The sequence below is a fragment of the Mesorhizobium sp. M5C.F.Ca.ET.164.01.1.1 genome (assembly GCF_004792125.1).
GTDB lineage: Bacteria > Pseudomonadota > Alphaproteobacteria > Rhizobiales > Rhizobiaceae > Mesorhizobium > Mesorhizobium wenxiniae.
Map to the genome: position 1 here is coordinate 1981938 of NZ_SRTG01000001.1, position 15933 is coordinate 1997870.

The 15933-nt window shown below is 62.9% G+C and carries 10 protein-coding genes; 4 read left to right on the forward strand and 6 right to left on the reverse strand.

The window, feature by feature from the left end; translation table 11 throughout:
• The first annotated feature begins 7 nt into the window (after positions 1–7).
• Together gltB and EN807_RS09855 are read left to right on the forward strand one after the other, a co-directional pair.
• Positions 8–4744, forward strand: coding sequence for a glutamate synthase large subunit (gene gltB, locus EN807_RS09850; RefSeq protein ID WP_135934776.1), 4737 nt, complete (start codon positions 8–10; stop codon positions 4742–4744).
• 144 nt (positions 4745–4888) lie between these two features.
• A complete protein-coding gene (locus EN807_RS09855) occupies positions 4889–6343 on the forward strand; it encodes a glutamate synthase subunit beta (protein ID WP_135934777.1) in 1455 nt (484 codons plus the stop codon).
• A gap of 71 nt (positions 6344–6414) precedes the next feature.
• Here the strand turns inward: EN807_RS09855 and EN807_RS09860 are convergent, their stop codons facing one another.
• Both EN807_RS09860 and EN807_RS09865 read right to left on the reverse strand, forming a co-directional pair.
• Positions 6415–7632, reverse strand: coding sequence for a DUF459 domain-containing protein (locus tag EN807_RS09860; RefSeq protein ID WP_135934778.1), 1218 nt, complete (start codon positions 7630–7632; stop codon positions 6415–6417).
• 131 nt (positions 7633–7763) lie between these two features.
• Positions 7764–8990, reverse strand: a complete 1227-nt coding sequence (locus tag EN807_RS09865) for a lytic murein transglycosylase (protein ID WP_135934779.1) — start codon at positions 8988–8990, stop codon at positions 7764–7766.
• Positions 8991–9193: 203 nt separating this feature from the next.
• Between EN807_RS09865 and galU the strand changes: the two genes are divergently transcribed.
• Positions 9194–10108: a UTP--glucose-1-phosphate uridylyltransferase GalU gene (galU, locus tag EN807_RS09870; protein ID WP_189522456.1), complete on the forward strand. Its 915-nt coding sequence runs from the start codon at positions 9194–9196 to the stop codon at positions 10106–10108.
• 94 nt (positions 10109–10202) lie between these two features.
• Here the strand turns inward: galU and EN807_RS09875 are convergent, their stop codons facing one another.
• The gene (locus tag EN807_RS09875; RefSeq protein WP_135934781.1) at positions 10203–11945 is read right to left on the reverse strand and encodes an outer membrane beta-barrel protein; all 1743 of its coding nucleotides are present in this window, start codon (positions 11943–11945) and stop codon (positions 10203–10205) included.
• Positions 11946–12096: 151 nt separating this feature from the next.
• Here EN807_RS09875 and EN807_RS09880 point away from each other — a divergent pair, with 151 nt between their 5' ends.
• Entirely contained in the window at positions 12097–13098 is a 1002-nt protein-coding gene (locus tag EN807_RS09880) for a KpsF/GutQ family sugar-phosphate isomerase (protein WP_127316837.1), read from the forward strand.
• Between the two features lie 52 nt (positions 13099–13150).
• Here EN807_RS09880 and EN807_RS09885 read toward each other — a convergent pair whose 3' ends face one another.
• The 3 genes from EN807_RS09885 to hemH all read right to left on the reverse strand — a co-directional run bounded on the left by EN807_RS09885 (position 13151) and on the right by hemH (position 15789).
• Positions 13151–13615 carry an NfeD family protein gene (locus tag EN807_RS09885; protein ID WP_135934782.1) on the reverse strand — a complete coding sequence of 155 codons (465 nt, stop codon included), beginning with the start codon at positions 13613–13615 and terminating at the stop codon, positions 13151–13153.
• A gap of 10 nt (positions 13616–13625) precedes the next feature.
• Positions 13626–14576, reverse strand: a complete 951-nt coding sequence (locus EN807_RS09890) for an SPFH domain-containing protein (RefSeq protein ID WP_135934783.1) — start codon at positions 14574–14576, stop codon at positions 13626–13628.
• 148 nt (positions 14577–14724) lie between these two features.
• A complete protein-coding gene (gene hemH, locus EN807_RS09895) occupies positions 14725–15789 on the reverse strand; it encodes a ferrochelatase (RefSeq protein ID WP_135934784.1) in 1065 nt (354 codons plus the stop codon).
• Positions 15790–15933 lie beyond the last annotated feature (144 nt).

Genomic DNA, 15933 nt, shown 5'->3' on the forward strand with positions numbered 1-15933 from the left:
CAGGACGATGACGGAAGTGACGCCATCTGCGATGAACGGCCCGGCCGCGCAGACGAAAGCGCCAGCCGTCAAAAATCCGTCCCTGACCAAGATTGGGCGAACCCATACCGGCTTCGCCGCCCACGGCCTTTACGATCCGCGCAACGAGCACGATGCCTGCGGCGTCGGCTTCATCGCCAACATGAAGGGCGTGAAGTCGCATCAGATCGTCAAGGACGGCCTTGCGGTGCTCGAAAATCTGACGCATCGCGGCGCCGTCGGCGCTGATCCGCTGATGGGCGACGGCGCCGGCGTGCTGGTGCAGCTTCCCGACCGCTTCTTCCGCGAGGAAATGGCCAGCCAGGGCGTCGAATTGCCCAAGCCCGGCCACTATGCCGTCGGCCATGTGTTCATGCCGCGCGATCCGGAGCTTCAGGCGCATATCGAAGGCATCATCGCCGAGGTGGCGCACCTCGAAGGCCAGCCGCTGCTCGGCTTTCGCGATGTGCCGGTCGACAATTCATCGCTGTCAAAGGCGCCTGATATCGCTGCTTCCGAACCGGTCCAGCGGCAGGTGTTCCTGGGTCGTGGCGCCGAGATAGAGAGCGACGACGATTACGAGCGGCGGCTCTACATCCTGCGCAAGGTCATTTCCGGTCGTATCCACGAGGAGACCAAGGGCGTCGACAATGGCTTCTACGTCGTGTCGATGTCATCGCGGACCATCGTTTACAAGGGCATGTTCCTGGCCTATCAGGTCGGCGCCTATTACAAGGATCTGACCGATCCGCGTTTCGAGACGGCGCTGATCCTGGTCCACCAGCGTTTCTCGACCAACACCTTCCCGTCTTGGAAGCTAGCGCATCCCTATCGCATGGTCGCCCACAATGGCGAAATCAACACGCTGCGCGGCAACGTCAACTGGATGGCGGCGCGGCAGGCTTCGGTCGATTCCGAACTGTTCGGCAACGACATCTCCAAGCTGTGGCCGATCTCCTATGAGGGGCAGTCGGACACCGCATGTTTCGACAATGCGCTCGAGTTCCTGACGCAGGGCGGCTACTCGCTAGCTCACGCGATGATGATGCTGATCCCGGAGGCCTGGGCCGGCAACAAGTTGATGGATCAGGATCGCAAGGCCTTTTACGAATATCACGCGGCCCTGATGGAGCCGTGGGATGGGCCGGCGGCGGTGGCCTTCACCGACGGCCGCCAGATCGGCGCCACGCTCGACCGCAATGGGCTGCGCCCGGCGCGCTACATCGTCACCGACGACGATCGCGTCATCATGGCCTCGGAAGCCGGCGTGCTGCCGGTGCCGGAGGAAAGGATCGTCAAGAAGTGGCGGCTGCAGCCCGGCCGCATGCTTTTGATCGACCTGGAGAAGGGCCGCATCGTTTCCGACGAGGAGATCAAGTCGGAGATCGCGACCAGGCATCCCTACAAGAGCTGGCTCGCCAACACCCAGCTCATCCTGGAAGACCTGAAGCCGGTCGAGCCGCGCGCATTGCGCAGGGACGTCAGCCTGCTCGATCGCCAGCAGGCGTTCGGCTACAGCCAGGAAGACACCAAGCTGTTGATGTCGCCGATGGCGACCACCGGCCAGGAAGCGGTCGGCTCAATGGGCACCGACACGCCGATTTCGGCGATGTCGGACAGATCGAAGCTGCTCTACACCTATTTCAAGCAGAACTTCGCCCAAGTCACCAACCCGCCGATCGACCCGATCCGCGAGGAACTGGTGATGAGCCTGGTGTCCTTCATCGGGCCGAGGCCGAACATCTTCGACCTCGTCGGCAATTCGCGTCGCAAGCGGCTCGAAGTGCGCCAGCCGATCCTGACCAATGGGGATCTCGAAAAGATCCGCTCCATCGGTCATACCGAAGACCGTTTCGACACCAAGACGATCGACATCACCTATGCTTCGAACGAAGGCGCAGCCGGCATGCAGGGCGCCATCGACCGGCTGTGCGAGCGCGCCGAGGCGGCGGTCGCCGGCGGCTACAACATCATCATCCTGTCCGACCGTCAGCTCGGGCCGGACCGCATCGCCATCCCGGCATTGCTGGCGACGGCGGCGGTTCACCATCATCTGATCCGCAAGGGCTTGCGCACCTCGGTGGGGCTCGTTGTCGAGTCCGGCGAACCACGCGAGGTGCATCATTTCTGCTGCCTTGCCGGCTATGGCGCCGAGGCGATCAATCCCTATCTCGCCTTCGACACGCTGCTCGACATGCATAAGCGCGGCGAGCTCCCGGCCGAGGTCGACGCCTATGAGGTTGTGTCCCGCTACATCAAGTCGATCGGCAAGGGCATTCTCAAGGTGATGTCGAAGATGGGCATCTCGACCTACCAGTCCTATTGCGGCGCGCAGATCTTCGACGCCATCGGGCTGAAGGCCGATTTCGTGCAGAAGTATTTCACCGGCACCGCGACGCTGATCGAAGGCGTCGGGCTGGAAGAGATCGCGGCCGAGACGGTCAGCCGCCACGCCGACGGCTTCGGGAACGACCCGGTGCTGCGCAACAGCCTGGAGGTCGGCGGCGAATACATGTTCCGCATGCGCGGCGAAGCGCATATCTGGTCGCCCGATGCGGTGGCCACCCTGCAGCACGCTGTGCGCCAGGGGTCGTGGGAGACCTTCAAGGACTATTCCGCTCAAATCGACAGCGAGACGGCGCGGGCGCAGAGCATTCGCGGCCTGTTCAAGATCAGGCTCGCCGAAGAAACCGGGCGCAAGAAGGTCGCGCTCGACGAGGTCATGTCGGCGGCCGATATCGTCAAGCGGTTCTCGACCGGAGCGATGTCCTTCGGCTCGATCTCCAGGGAAGCGCACACCACGCTGGCGCGCGCCATGAACACCATCGGCGGCAAGTCGAACACCGGCGAGGGCGGCGAAGAGGCCGACCGCTACCTGCCGCTGCCGGGCGGCGGCAAGAACCCCGAGCGTTCGGCGATCAAGCAGGTCGCCTCCGGGCGGTTCGGCGTGACGGCGGAATATCTGGTGAATTCCGATGTGATGCAGATCAAAGTCGCGCAAGGCGCAAAGCCGGGCGAGGGCGGTCAGCTGCCCGGCCACAAGGTCGATGCCACCATTGCCAAGGTCAGGCATTCGACGCCCGGCGTCGGCCTGATCTCGCCGCCGCCGCATCACGACATCTACTCGATCGAGGATCTGGCGCAGCTCATCTACGATCTCAAGAACGTCAATCCGGCGGCTGATGTCTCGGTCAAGCTGGTGTCCGAAGTCGGTGTCGGCACGGTTGCGGCCGGCGTCGCCAAGGCGCGCGCCGATCACATCACCATTTCCGGCTATGACGGCGGCACCGGTGCATCGCCGCTGACCTCGCTCAAGCACGCCGGCAGCCCGTGGGAAATGGGCCTTGCCGAGACGCACCAGACGCTGGTACTCAACGGCCTCAGGTCGCGCGTCGCGCTGCAGGTCGATGGCGGCCTGCGCACCGGCCGCGACGTCGTCATTGGCGCGCTGCTTGGCGCCGACGAATTCGGCTTCTCGACCGCGCCGCTGATCGCGGCCGGCTGCATCATGATGCGCAAGTGCCATCTCAACACCTGCCCGGTCGGCGTCGCGACGCAGGATCCGGTCTTGCGCAAGCGCTTCAAGGGTACGCCGGAACATGTCATCAACTTCTTCTTCTATGTGGCTGAAGAGGTCCGGGCGTTGCTCGCCGAGATGGGTTACACCCATCTCGACCAGATCATCGGCGACACCGATCTCTTGGAAAAGCGGGCGCTGATCCAGCACTGGAAGGCGCGCGGGCTCGATTTCAGCAAGATGTTCTTCAAGCCGGATGCCCCGCATGAGGCGGTGCACTGGACTGAGCGGCAGAAGCATCCGATCGACGACGTGCTCGACCGCAAGCTGATCGAGTTGGCCAAGCCGGCGCTGGAAGCCAGGCAGCCGGTCAGCATCGAGCTGCCGATCCGCAATGTCGACCGTTCGACCGGCGCCATGCTGTCTGGTGAAGTGGCAAAGCGCTTCAAGCACAAGGGCCTGCGCGAGGATACGATCTCGGTGAAACTCACCGGTACCGCCGGCCAGTCGTTCGGCGCCTTCCTGGCGCGTGGGGTTTCGTTCGAGCTGGTCGGTGCGGCCAATGACTATGTCGGCAAAGGCCTGTCGGGCGGCCGCATCGTCATCCGCCCGCCGGAGAACACGAACATCGTCGCAGCGGAGTCGATCATCGTCGGCAACACGGTGCTCTACGGCGCGACCGAGGGCGAGGCCTATTTCTCCGGCGTCGCCGGCGAGCGTTTTGCGGTTCGCAATTCGGGCGTGGCCGCCGTCGTCGAAGGCGTTGGCGACCATGGCTGCGAGTACATGACCGGCGGCATTGTCGTCGTCATCGGCCAGACCGGCCGCAACTTCGCCGCCGGTATGTCGGGCGGCGTCGCCTATGTGCTCGACGAGGAGGGTGATTTCGCCGAGCGCTGCAACATGGCGATGGTCGAACTGGAACCCGTTCCCGAAGAAGACGACCTGATGGAGAAACTGCTCCATCATGGCGGCGACCTCGACCACAAAGGCCGCGTCGACGTGTCCGGCGACATGACCAGCCATGACGAGGAGCGGCTCTATCAGCTGATCTCGAACCACGTCCATTATACGGGTTCGGTGCGCGGCCGCGAGATCCTCGACAACTGGGCGACTTTCCGGCCGAAATTCCGGAAGATCATGCCGGTCGAATACCGCCGCGCGCTGATCGAAATGGAACGCATGCGCATGGGCGTGGCGGCGGAATAGGCTTTGGGAGTTGCCGGGAAGCCAGGCTTCCCTGTCGACGCCTTCATCAACAATCCTGGCCTCGGACTGAAGGTTGCCATGGCTGCCTTATGAGGTTAACGGGTGCGTCGTCGAGCGCGCCATCTGGACAGCAGGGACTGGACTATGGGCAAGGTAACAGGATTTCTCGAGATCGACCGGCAGGTGCACAAGTACCAGCCGGCTTCCGACCGCATCCGGCATTTTCGCGAGTTCACGCTGCCGATGTCGGACAAGGAGGTCGAGAAACAGGCCGCGCGCTGTATGGATTGCGGCATCCCGTACTGCCACGGGCCGACCGGCTGCCCGGTCCACAACCAGATCCCGGATTGGAACGACCTCGTCTACAATGGCGACTGGGACAATGCGATCCGCAACCTGCACTCGACCAACAATTTCCCGGAATTCACCGGCCGCATCTGTCCGGCGCCTTGCGAGGAAGCCTGCACGCTCAACCTCGAGGACATTCCGGTCGCCATCAAGACGATTGAGCAGGCGATCGCCGACAAGGCCTATGAAACCGGTCATATCCGGCCCTATCCGCCGGAAAAGAAGACCGGCAAGCGCGTCGCCGTCATTGGCTCGGGGCCGGCCGGCATGGCGGCCGCCCAGCAGCTTGGCCGCGCCGGCCACGACGTTCACGTCTATGAGCGCGAGAGCCGGCCGGGTGGGCTGATGCGCTACGGCATCCCCGACTTCAAGATTGAGAAACACTATATCGACCGGCGCATCGAGCAGATGCAGGGCGAGGGTGTCAGCTTCCATTGTGGTATCAATGTCGGCGTCGACAAGCCGGTGGCGGAGCTACTCGCTGAATATGATGCGGTGCTCTATTGCGGCGGATCAGAAACACCGCGTCCGGCCAACATTCCCGGCGACGATCTCGACGGCGTGCATGACGCGATGCCTTATCTGGTGCAGCAGAACAAGCGCGTCGGCGGCGAGCCGATCCAGTCGGTGGCGTGGCCATCGCGCCCGATCGTCGCCGGCGGGCAGCATGTCGTCGTCGTCGGCGGCGGCGACACCGCCTCCGACTGCGTAGGCACCGCCTTCCGCCAGGGCGCCGTACGCGTCACCCAGCTCGACATCCGGCCGCAACCGCCGGAAAAGGAAGACAAGCTCTCGGTCTGGCCCTACTGGGCGACGAAGATGCGCACCTCGTCCTCGCAGGCCGAAGGCGCCGAGCGCGAGTTCCAGGTGGCGACGCTCGAATTCATCGGTGAGGACGGCGCGTTGACCGGTGTCAAATGCTGCGAGGTCGATGAAAAGCGCAAGCCGATCGCCGGCACGGAATTCGTCATCCGCGCGGATCTCGCCTTCATCGCCATCGGCTTTGCCGGGCCGGCCACCGTCGGACCGGTGTCGGAGCTGGATGGTCAGATGAAGATCGCCACCGACAGTCGCCGCTCGAAGAACGTCGAGGCCAATGACCGCGACTACAAGACCAGCGTCGAAAAGCTCTATGCGGCGGGCGATGTCCGCCGCGGTCAGTCGCTGGTCGTCTGGGCGATCCGCGAGGGCCGGCAAGCGGCGCGCTCGATCGACGAGGCGCTGATGGGATCGAGCGTGCTGCCGCGCTGAGGCTTTCTCGAGACCCTACTTGCGCGGCCCTCTGAAGACGCTTTCTGCTCTTCCGGTGCCCCGGGGCAGGTTTACGGAGTGATCGCCGTGGTCGTTTCGGTTGCGGCCGCCGCAGGCTGTCCCCTGGGCGGCCAGGAAAAATCGTCGGCGCGGCCGGGCGAAGCAGCGGGCGCCTTACCCTCGACGACGAGTTTTTCGCCGGACCCGTCCGCCTTTGCCGGCGCTGCGGCGCCGAGAAGTTCCGAACCGCCGTCGAGTGCCGGATCGCTGAGCAGCATCGGCACGGTGCGATCGACGGCCATCGGTGCAGGTGCCGGCGCCTCGACCGGGGCGCCCGCTGGCGCATAAGTTGCCGGTGTGCCCGTGGGCGCGGTCATTCCAAGGATCTTCATCAAGGGCTTTTCGGCATAGAAGGCGAGTTTGCGTTTGCCGGCTTTCGACACATAGATGCCGTCGTCGGTGCGCAGGCGCACCGGCTGGCCGTTGATATCAGGCCCGCTGGTGACAAAGGCGCCGTCCTCGTCGACGAAACCGTCCCAGATGTCGATGAATTCGCCGCCATGACTTTCGGCCGTCGTGCGATAGATGTCGTTGAAAGCCAGCATGTCTGAGGTCATCTTCGGCGCCTTGAATGCCGGCATGCCGACCCACAGATACGGCACCTCGGCCGATGCAATCGCCTTGCCGAACGCTTCGGTCCGGCGTTCGTATTCGTTGGTCCAGGCCTCGGACCGCGGCTGTTCGCGTTCCCCGTTCACGCGCATTTGCTGCCGATCGTTGGAGCCCAGCATGACGATTACGGCCGCGGGCTTTTCGGTCTCGATCAGCGACTTGATCTGTTCGGGCCAGTTGTAGAAATCGTCACGCACGAAACCGGACGAACCGTTGCTGCGAACGACGATCCTGACCTTGGTGTTTTCGGCAAAGGCGGTGTCGAGACCTTCGGCGAGGCCGCTCGCCATGAAATCGCCGACCACCAGAACGGTGCGGGCATCCGGCGCTTTCTCGACAATCTGGGTTGCCGGCTCAGCCGGCCGGCGCGGCGCCGCGCGGGGCTTTCTTGCTTTTGACTTCCGTGGCCCGGCCCTCTGAATTTGTCGCGGCGGTTCCACCCGCTCGCTTCGGCGCAGAAACAATAAGTCCCGCAGCGACCAGCCACGCCTTTGTTCCTCCTGCGCCATGGCCGGCGAGTGAAAGACGGCGGCAGTGCTGACGGCCAGGACGGCAATAGCCAGAATCAGGATCGGCACGCGACTGAGGATTACCCAAATACGCGCTGCCGAAACCAATTACCCTCTCCATCCCTTAAGAGCGCCGGATTCTCGAATAAAACCGTGCCGCCGCTGTCTCTTAGTTGAGCATCGGATTTCCCCAAAAACCGGTTTGGGTCCGATGCTCCAGGTCGTCTCCCGAGGCGAGGCTAGTTCTGCCTGAGCCATTTGAGCACTTCCATGCTCGGATGTCCGTCCTGGGTCAAGCCAGCCTTCGCCTGGAAGGCCATGATGGCGGCTTTCGATCCCTCGCCGATCTTGCCGTCGAACTTGCCGTCGTAATAGCCGTACTGGGAAAGCCGCTGCTGAAGCTCCTGCCTCTCCTCGAAGGAGAGCTTCGTGAAAGGCCGCTTCCAGTCCCGCACAAGCCCACCATGGCCGGCGATTTCATCGGCAAGAAGGCCAACGGCAACTGCGTATTTGTCGGCATTGTTGTAGCGCTTGATGACCGAAAAATTCTTGATCATCAGGAAAGCCGGGCCGCCGCGGCCGCCTGGCACCTTCAGCGTGGCCTTCTCCGCACTGTTCTTGAACGGCTTGCCGTTGACACGCGTGACACCCAGCGCTTGCCATTGCGACAGTGATTTCGATCCGGCCGGGAACTTTTTCCCCTCGGGAAGGGCGACTTCATAGCCCCAGGTCTTGCCGGCCTGCCAGCCGTTTTTCTTGAGCAGATTGGCGGCTGTTGCCAATGCATCGGGAATCGAATTCCAGATGTCGCGCTTGCCGTCGCCATCCATGTCGACCGCATAGGCCTGATAGCTGGTAGGAATGAACTGGGTATGGCCCATTGCGCCGGCCCATGAGCCGCTGAGGTGGCTTTTGTCGATATCGCCCCTTTGCAGGATTTTCAGCGCCGCGATCAACTGGGTGCGGGCAAATTTCGATCGTCTCGAGTCGGCATAGCCAAGCGTTGCCAGCGAACGCACGACATTGCGCATGACATCGTCGCGCTTGAGGATTTCGCCGTAGTTCGATTCCATAGACCAAATAGCCAGTAGGATATGACGGTCGACGCCGTATTTTGCCTCGATCCTGTCCAGCCACGGCTTCCACTTCCTGGCCATCTGCTGGCCGACAGCGACCGACTGGTCATGGACGCGGTTGTCGAAATAGTCCCATGCGGGCGCGGTGAATTCGGGTTGATAACGCGCTTTTTCCAGCACGACCGGGTCGGCATCGCTGATGCCCTCGAATGCCCGGTCGTAAACGGCGCCGGAAACACCGCTCCGCACCGCGGTTGCGCGGAAGCTGGCCACCCATTGCCGGAAACCGGCGTCGGCAAAAGCCGATCCGGTGGGCATCAGCAAGGCAAGCGACAGGCTGGCGGCCGCAAAGATGCTTGTGAAGCGCTTTGCGGCGTTGCGAACAGACATCTTTTCCTCCTTCTTCATCACAGGAAGATTATTCATTGCCGAACCGGGTTAGCATTTAGTTTACCATAGGTGCCGTTGGGAACGAAAAGGCGGGTTGGTGCTTTGCAGAATACAAATTTCTTCTGACCAGCCGTTCCATAATCCTCGATTCCGGCACGAAAATGTCTTGAAGCGGGATTGCCGAACAGGCTTAGAAGCGGATAATTGACAGCATGAAGAGAGTTCGCAAGGCAGTTTTCCCGGTCGCCGGTCTCGGCACGCGTTTTCTCCCGGCCACCAAGGCTATACCCAAGGAAATGCTGACCGTCGTCGACAGGCCAGTCATCCAGTATGTGGTCGACGAGGCACGCGAAGCCGGCATCGAGCATTTCATCTTCGTGACCGGCCGCAACAAGGCGGTCATCGAGGACCATTTCGACGTCCAGTTCGAACTCTATGACACGCTCGCCCAGCGCGGCAAGGACGACGAGCTCGCCCGCCTGCAGCGGCTGCAACCCTCGCCGGGCCAGACCAGCTTCACGCGCCAGCAGGTGCCGCTCGGCCTTGGCCATGCCGTCTGGTGTGCCCGCGAACTGGTCGGCGACGAGCCCTTCGCGCTGCTTTTGCCCGATATGATCATGCAGTCGGAAAAAAGCTGCATGAAGGAGATGGTCGAGCTTTATGCCGAGACCGGCAACAATATCGTCGCGGTTCAGGAATGCGACCCCGCCGAGGCTCATAAATACGGCATCGTCGGCCGCGGCGAGGATGCGCATCACGGTTTCCGTATCACCGGCATGGTGGAGAAGCCGAAGACCGGCACGGCACCCTCCAATCTATACATCAACGGGCGCTACATCCTGCAACCGGAGATATTCACAATACTCGAGGGCCAGGAGAAGGGCGCCGGCAACGAGATCCAGCTCACCGATGCGATGCTGAAGCTGGAAAAGCAGCAGCCCTTTTATGGCTGCCACTACCAGGGGCGCACCTTCGATTGCGGATCGCCGGAAGGCTTTGTCGAGGCCAATGTCGCCTTCGCGCTGTGGCGCAGCGACATAAACGGACGCATGGCGGGCGTTATCCGCAAGCTTCTCGACGAGATGAAGCCGTCAGAGCAGCGGGGCGCGGCGTTTTAGGAAACCGCCCAAAGTAGGCCGCGTTCAGGGTCTCGAAACCACCGTGCTCGCCACCGCCTGACCCGAATCTTGGCATTCCTCCAACGGCTGTGGTTTACGGCTGCAGTGTCACCCCGACGAAGATACTATGGGCGGTGTAGTCGCGGCCCTCCAGATTGCTGGTCTGTTTTTCAGTTCTGGCGCGGGTGGTCAGTCCGGCATACCGGTTCAGCCACCATGTCAGTCCGGCCTCGGCGCTCAGCGTCAGATCATGGCCGTCCGACCCGATGTAGTCGCGCCAGGCCACGCCGAGAGCTGCGTTCCCGATCAGGTTGGCACGGATTTCCCGCTCGCCGGTGAGGCGGCCGGAGTAAAGGATGTCGCCGCTTTCGTTGGCGGCGGTCGTGCCCTCGACGATCGTCTGCCCGGTGAGGCCGATCGTGGTGCCGCGTTCCGGCGACCATCTGAGGTCGGCATTCACCGTGGCACCCGAAATTGCCGGCAGGCGGTCGTCGTCGATCGCCTCCCGCAGCCAGCCGGCCGAGAATTCGCCGGCAAGCTTCTCGCCAAGATCGAGCTCGGCGCCGGCCCGAACGCCAAGCCGCGTCGAGGATCGTTCGAAACCATTGGTGTCGACGCGCAAATCATAGACCCGGCGGCCGATTTCGACCTCGGTGAAGGGAGTGATAGCGGGGGAAATCTCGTAGCCGGTGCGCAAAGTGGCGGTATAGAGCGTCGAGTCGCGGTCTTTCTGCGACAGCGTGCCGCCCGTCGAAAGCTTGGCGTCGCCGTAAATGTCGTGTTCGACAGCGCCGGTCAGGGCGAAGCGCATCTTGCCGGCATCCTTCTCGAGCGCAAGGCTGCCGTCAATGGTCTGGCGCACCGGCTGCTCGACGGTGCCTTCGATGACGACTGGCGACGAAGCCGATTCCGGCGCCGCCTCGTAACCGAGCTTGGCGATAGCGCGCAGATCGTTGTCGAGGTCGACATTGAGCGTGCCATCGACACGGCCCCGTGCCTCCTGAACCTCGTCGCCCGATATAGTCTTGAGAAAGGTGCCGTAGCCGTCGATGACAGCCGAATTCTCCCGCCAGTGGGAGATGGCATTGAAGCGCAGCGTCGTTTCCGACAGCAGGGCCGGCTTGCCTTCGCTGCTTGAATCGGCATTCGACGACGCCGTCAGGCCTTGCTCGAGCGTTGGCCTGATCACGAAGGAGCCGAGTTTGATGCCGGTGGCGGCGAACGGGTCGTCCTCGGCCCTCTTGTCCCGGCCTTCGATGGCTTCGGCGCGCTCAGCGCCCGGATCGAGCTGCTGCCTGTCGGCGGAATCAATGGTCACGGCACGGCGATTGGTGGCGTCCTGGTCAGTTTCGCCGGTTTCCGTGTCATTCGTCGTGACTGCAGTCGCTGCGGTGGCTTGTGTCTCGGCGGCTTCGTCTTGATCGGCCGCGCCTTGCGTTGCGCTCGATGGCCGGCGCGTCGGGACGGGAGCGGGGGTGTCCGCAAACGGATCGTCGGTCGCCTCCGGCGGATCAAAAATGCTGCCAGTCGCGGGTGCCGTCTCGTCGTCCTGTACGGCGCCCGGGCTGGTCGGCTGATAGGTGGGCGCCGGCGCAGTGCTCTGGGTGGTTGCGTCGGCCTGCGCCGTCTGATCCTCGGCGCTGGCCAGGCTCAATTGCCTGGTTTTGCGCTGCTGGTCGTCCAGAATCGCCGATTCCGAAACCTCGCCGCGCAGCTCGGTTACCTGGGCATAGGGCTGCGCAGGCCGCAGCAAGGCGAAGACGCTGGTCGCCAGCAGCAAGGCGCAGACCGCCTTGCCGTTTCGTCTTCTTTTCTTTTCAGGCTGGGCCCCGGACATTGCCACCACTGCTTGCGCGGCGCACGCGCGCCATACTTACCGAACCGTAAATGGGGATGGTTAACGGAGGGTTGAGGCAGCGGTGGATCAGGCCTCGCTGGATGGCAATTCCGTTGGACAGGCGCGCGGCAAAGCGCTAATCGCATCAGCCATGCATGCGAGATCCCCAGACAAGAAGCGGCTCGATGGGCAAGCTTCGATCGCCTCGGCGCTTAGAACGGTAGCGACCGAGCAGGCCGGTGTCGCGGCGCTGGCGGCCGCGCTCGAAAACGGATTGACCGAACCGTTCGCGCACGCCGTCGACATGGTGTCGCAAATCGAGGGCCGCGTCATCGTCACCGGCGTCGGCAAGAGCGGCCACATCGGCTCAAAGATCGCCGCAACGCTCGCCTCGACCGGCACGCCGGCTTTCTTCGTCCATCCTGCCGAAGCCAATCATGGCGACCTCGGCATGATCGCCAAGGACGATGCCATCATCGCCATGTCGTGGTCGGGCGAGAGCCGCGAGCTCAAGGGCATCATCGCCTATTCCAGGCGCTTCTCGATTCCGCTGATCGCGGTCACCGCCGGAGAGCGATCGGCGCTGGCGCGCGCGGCCGATGTGGTGCTCCTGCTGCCGCGTGCGCCAGAAGCCTGCCCGCACGGCCTGGCACCGACGACATCGACGCTGCTGCAACTGGTGATCGGCGATGCGCTGGCCATCGCGTTGCTCGAAGCGCGCGGCTTCACGCCGGATCATTTCCGCACCTTCCATCCCGGCGGGCAACTTGGCGCCAATCTGACGCAGATCCGCGACATCATGCATGTCGGCGACAGGCTGCCGCTGGTGCCTTCCGGCACCGGAATGCGCGAAGCAATCCTCGAATTGTCTCGCAAGGGGTTTGGCTGCGTGGCGATAACCGCCGCGGATGGTGCGCTGATCGGCATCGTCACCGATGGCGATATCAGGCGCCACATCGGCAATAATCTTTTGACGATGAGCGTCGATGAGGTCATGACCAAGGAGCCGAAGACAGCCGGGCCGGATACGCTGGTGGCGACGGCGCTGCAGACGATCAACAATTCGGCCATTTCCAGCCTGATGGTTGTCGAGAGCGGACGGCCGGTCGGACTTGTCCATCTGCACGACCTGCTGCGCATCGGTGCGGCCTGACAGACCTCAGGCCTGTTTGAAAAGTCGCCCGCCGAGATGGGTGGGATCGGTCCTAGACCGCCTCGACCGTCAGCTCCAGATCGGTGTCGGCCGCGCCCGTCACGCGCACCTGCGTGCCGGCAGGCAGATCGGGGCCTGAGACGCGCCATAGCGTGTCGCCCAGCTTTATGCGGCCGCGCCCGTCCTTGATCGGCTCGGCAAGTGTCGCCATCCTGCCAATCATTTGTTCCCCGCGGCGATTGAGCAGCGGCTGGTCGGTCGGGTCATGGCGTCCGCCCACCAGTCTCTTGCCGACATAGGCTGAGATCAGCGACAAAGCGAGGAAGGCGAGAACCTGGATCTGCCAGGTCCAGAATCCTGCGTCCCAGATGAGCAGGGAGACTGCACCGATCAGCAGCGCGGCGATGCCGATCCATAGCATGAAGATGCCCGGTGCGATGACCTCCATCACGAGGAGGACAAAGCCGAGAACCATCCAATTCCAGGGACCGAGTTCCGAAATGATGCGGTCGAACATCGGATCGGCCTCAGCTTTCGCTCGGGCGAACTGCCGGCGGGCGTGAAGCTTGCCGCGGCGTGCCGGCAGTGCCCTCGCTGCCGAAGACTTCCTTGGCGATCGCGCCGATCCCGCCGAGCGTGCCGATCAATGATGAAGCCTCCATCGGCATCAGCACGACCTTGCTGTTTGTGGCGGAGCCGATCCTGGTCAGCGCTTCGGTGTATTTCAGCGCAACGAAGTAGTTGAGCGCCTGCACGTCGCCCTTCGCGATCGCTTCCGACACCACCTGCGTGGCGCGGGCCTCGGCCTCGGCCGAGCGTTCGCGCGCCTCGGCATCGCGGAAGGCGGCTTCCTTGCGGCCCTCGGCTTCCAGGATCTGCGACTGCTTGAGGCCTTCGGCGTCGAGGATCTGCGCGCGCTTGTTGCGTTCGGCCATCATCTGGCGACCCATCGATTCGACGAGGTTGGCCGGTGGGTTGATGTCCTTGATCTCGACGCGGGTGATCTTGATGCCCCAGGGATGCGCCGCCTCGTCGACGACGCGCAGCAGGCGTTCGTTGATGGCGTCGCGGTTCGACAAAAGCTCGTCGAGGTCCATCGAGCCCATCACGGTACGGATGTTGGTCATCGTCAGGTTGAGGATGGCGTTCTCCAGCCCGGCGACCTGATAGGCGGCCTGTGCGGCGTTGAGCACCTGGTAGAAGGCGACGCCGTCGACGGCGACGGTGGCGTTGTCGCGGGTGATGATCTCCTGGGTCGGGACGTCGAGCACCTGCTCCATCATGTTCAACTTGGCGCCGATGCGATCGACGAACGGCACGATGATGTTGAGGCCGGGGCTCAATGTCTTGGTATAGCGGCCAAAGCGTTCGACGGTATAATTGTAGCCTTGCGGAATTGTACGGATGCCCTTGAAAAGCACGAGCACGACAAGAGCAACAAGAACAAGAAGCGCGATATCGAAACCACTGAAATCCATTTGGCTCTCCCTCAGATGCCGGCCACGGAAATGTTTCCGGCGGCCGACTTCACCAAACACTTAAGTGTGTTTCAGGAACGTTACAATCAGGTGATAGTGGATTACCGGTGCATAGAAAGCCGGCTAGCGGCGCTCGATTGTATCCGCTTCAGATCCAGCCCGACAGTTCGCGCCGCACCATCGCCTCGATCACCGCCATGCCCTCGGCACTGTCATTGAGGCAGGGGATGTGCGCGAACTTCTCGCCGCCGGCATGATGGTAGGTCTCGGCCGCCTCCCTGCCGATCTCGTCCAGCGTCTCGATGCAGTCGACGGAAAAGCCCGGATTGACGATGGCGATCGATTTCACGCCTTCTCCGGGCAATTCCTCGACCGTCTTGTCGGTGTAAGGCTGCAGCCACTCCTGCGCACCGAAGCGCGACTGAAACGTGGTGATCAGCTTCTTGTCATCCCAGCCGAGCTTTTCCCGCAGCAGCCGGGTCGTCTCCAGGCAATGGGCCTGATAGGGGTCACCCTTGTCGGAATAGGGTTTCGGAATGCCGTGATAGGAGGCGATGACCACTTCCGGCTCGAAATCAAGGCTCGCAAGATGGCGCTCGATCGAACGGGCAAGCGCCTCGATATAAACCGGTTCGGCATAGTAGGGCGGCACGCTGCGGATCGCCGGGGCGCGGCGCATCTTCATCAGCGCGCGAAACAGCTGGTCGTTGGCGGTCGCGGTCGTGGTCGCGGAATATTGCGGATAGAGCGGAAAAGAGAGAATGCGGTCGCAGCCCTGCGCGACCAGCCCCTTGGCGACGCTCTCGGTGGAAGGATTGCCGTAACGCATCGCCCAGTCGACGGTGACGCCGGGCAGGTCGCGCAGCGCCTCGGTCAGCTTTTCGCTCTGGGCGCGGGTGTAGGTGCGCAGCGGCGACTCGTTACGCTGCCGGTTCCATATCCTGGCATAGTTGGCGCCCGACTTCTTCGGCCGCGTGGTGAGAACCAGCCCGTAGAGGATCGGGTACCAGATCGCCTTGTTGAGCTCGATGACGCGCGGATCGGACAGGAATTCCCTGAGATAGCGCCACATCGGCTTGAATTCCGTGCCGTCGGGCGTGCCGAGATTAACCAGCATGACGCCGATCCTGCCCGCCCCGACCGGCGGCTGTCCTGCCGGCGGCGGGCCGAGGACCTTCGCAGCCTTGGGATCGACAGGGTTGGAAAGCGTCATAAGGGATCTCCGGACACTGCGCGAAACTAGCGATGCCGCGCCGGTTTTCAATGCAGCGTCTGGCCGCACCTTATCTTACCTCAGGCGGAAAGCAGAAAACCCGCCCGGTTACCCGGACGGGTTTTCCAACAATGACGGAAGAAT

What these genes read in the sequence shown, in the direction of transcription:
- EN807_RS09865 (WP_135934779.1), bottom strand. Translation starts at nt 8,990, where the DNA reads ATGTCTGTTCGCAACGCCGCAAAGCGCTTCACAAGCATCTTTGCGGCC.
- hemH (WP_135934784.1), bottom strand. Translation starts at nt 15,789, where the DNA reads ATGACGCTTTCCAACCCTGTCGATCCCAAGGCTGCGAAGGTCCTCGGC.
- EN807_RS09885 (WP_135934782.1), bottom strand. Translation starts at nt 13,615, where the DNA reads ATGTTCGACCGCATCATTTCGGAACTCGGTCCCTGGAATTGGATGGTT.
- EN807_RS09855 (WP_135934777.1), top strand. Translation starts at nt 4,889, where the DNA reads ATGGGCAAGGTAACAGGATTTCTCGAGATCGACCGGCAGGTGCACAAG.
- EN807_RS09875 (WP_135934781.1), bottom strand. Translation starts at nt 11,945, where the DNA reads ATGTCCGGGGCCCAGCCTGAAAAGAAAAGAAGACGAAACGGCAAGGCG.
- gltB (WP_135934776.1), top strand. Translation starts at nt 8, where the DNA reads ATGACGGAAGTGACGCCATCTGCGATGAACGGCCCGGCCGCGCAGACG.
- EN807_RS09890 (WP_135934783.1), bottom strand. Translation starts at nt 14,576, where the DNA reads ATGGATTTCAGTGGTTTCGATATCGCGCTTCTTGTTCTTGTTGCTCTT.
- EN807_RS09880 (WP_127316837.1), top strand. Translation starts at nt 12,097, where the DNA reads ATGCATGCGAGATCCCCAGACAAGAAGCGGCTCGATGGGCAAGCTTCG.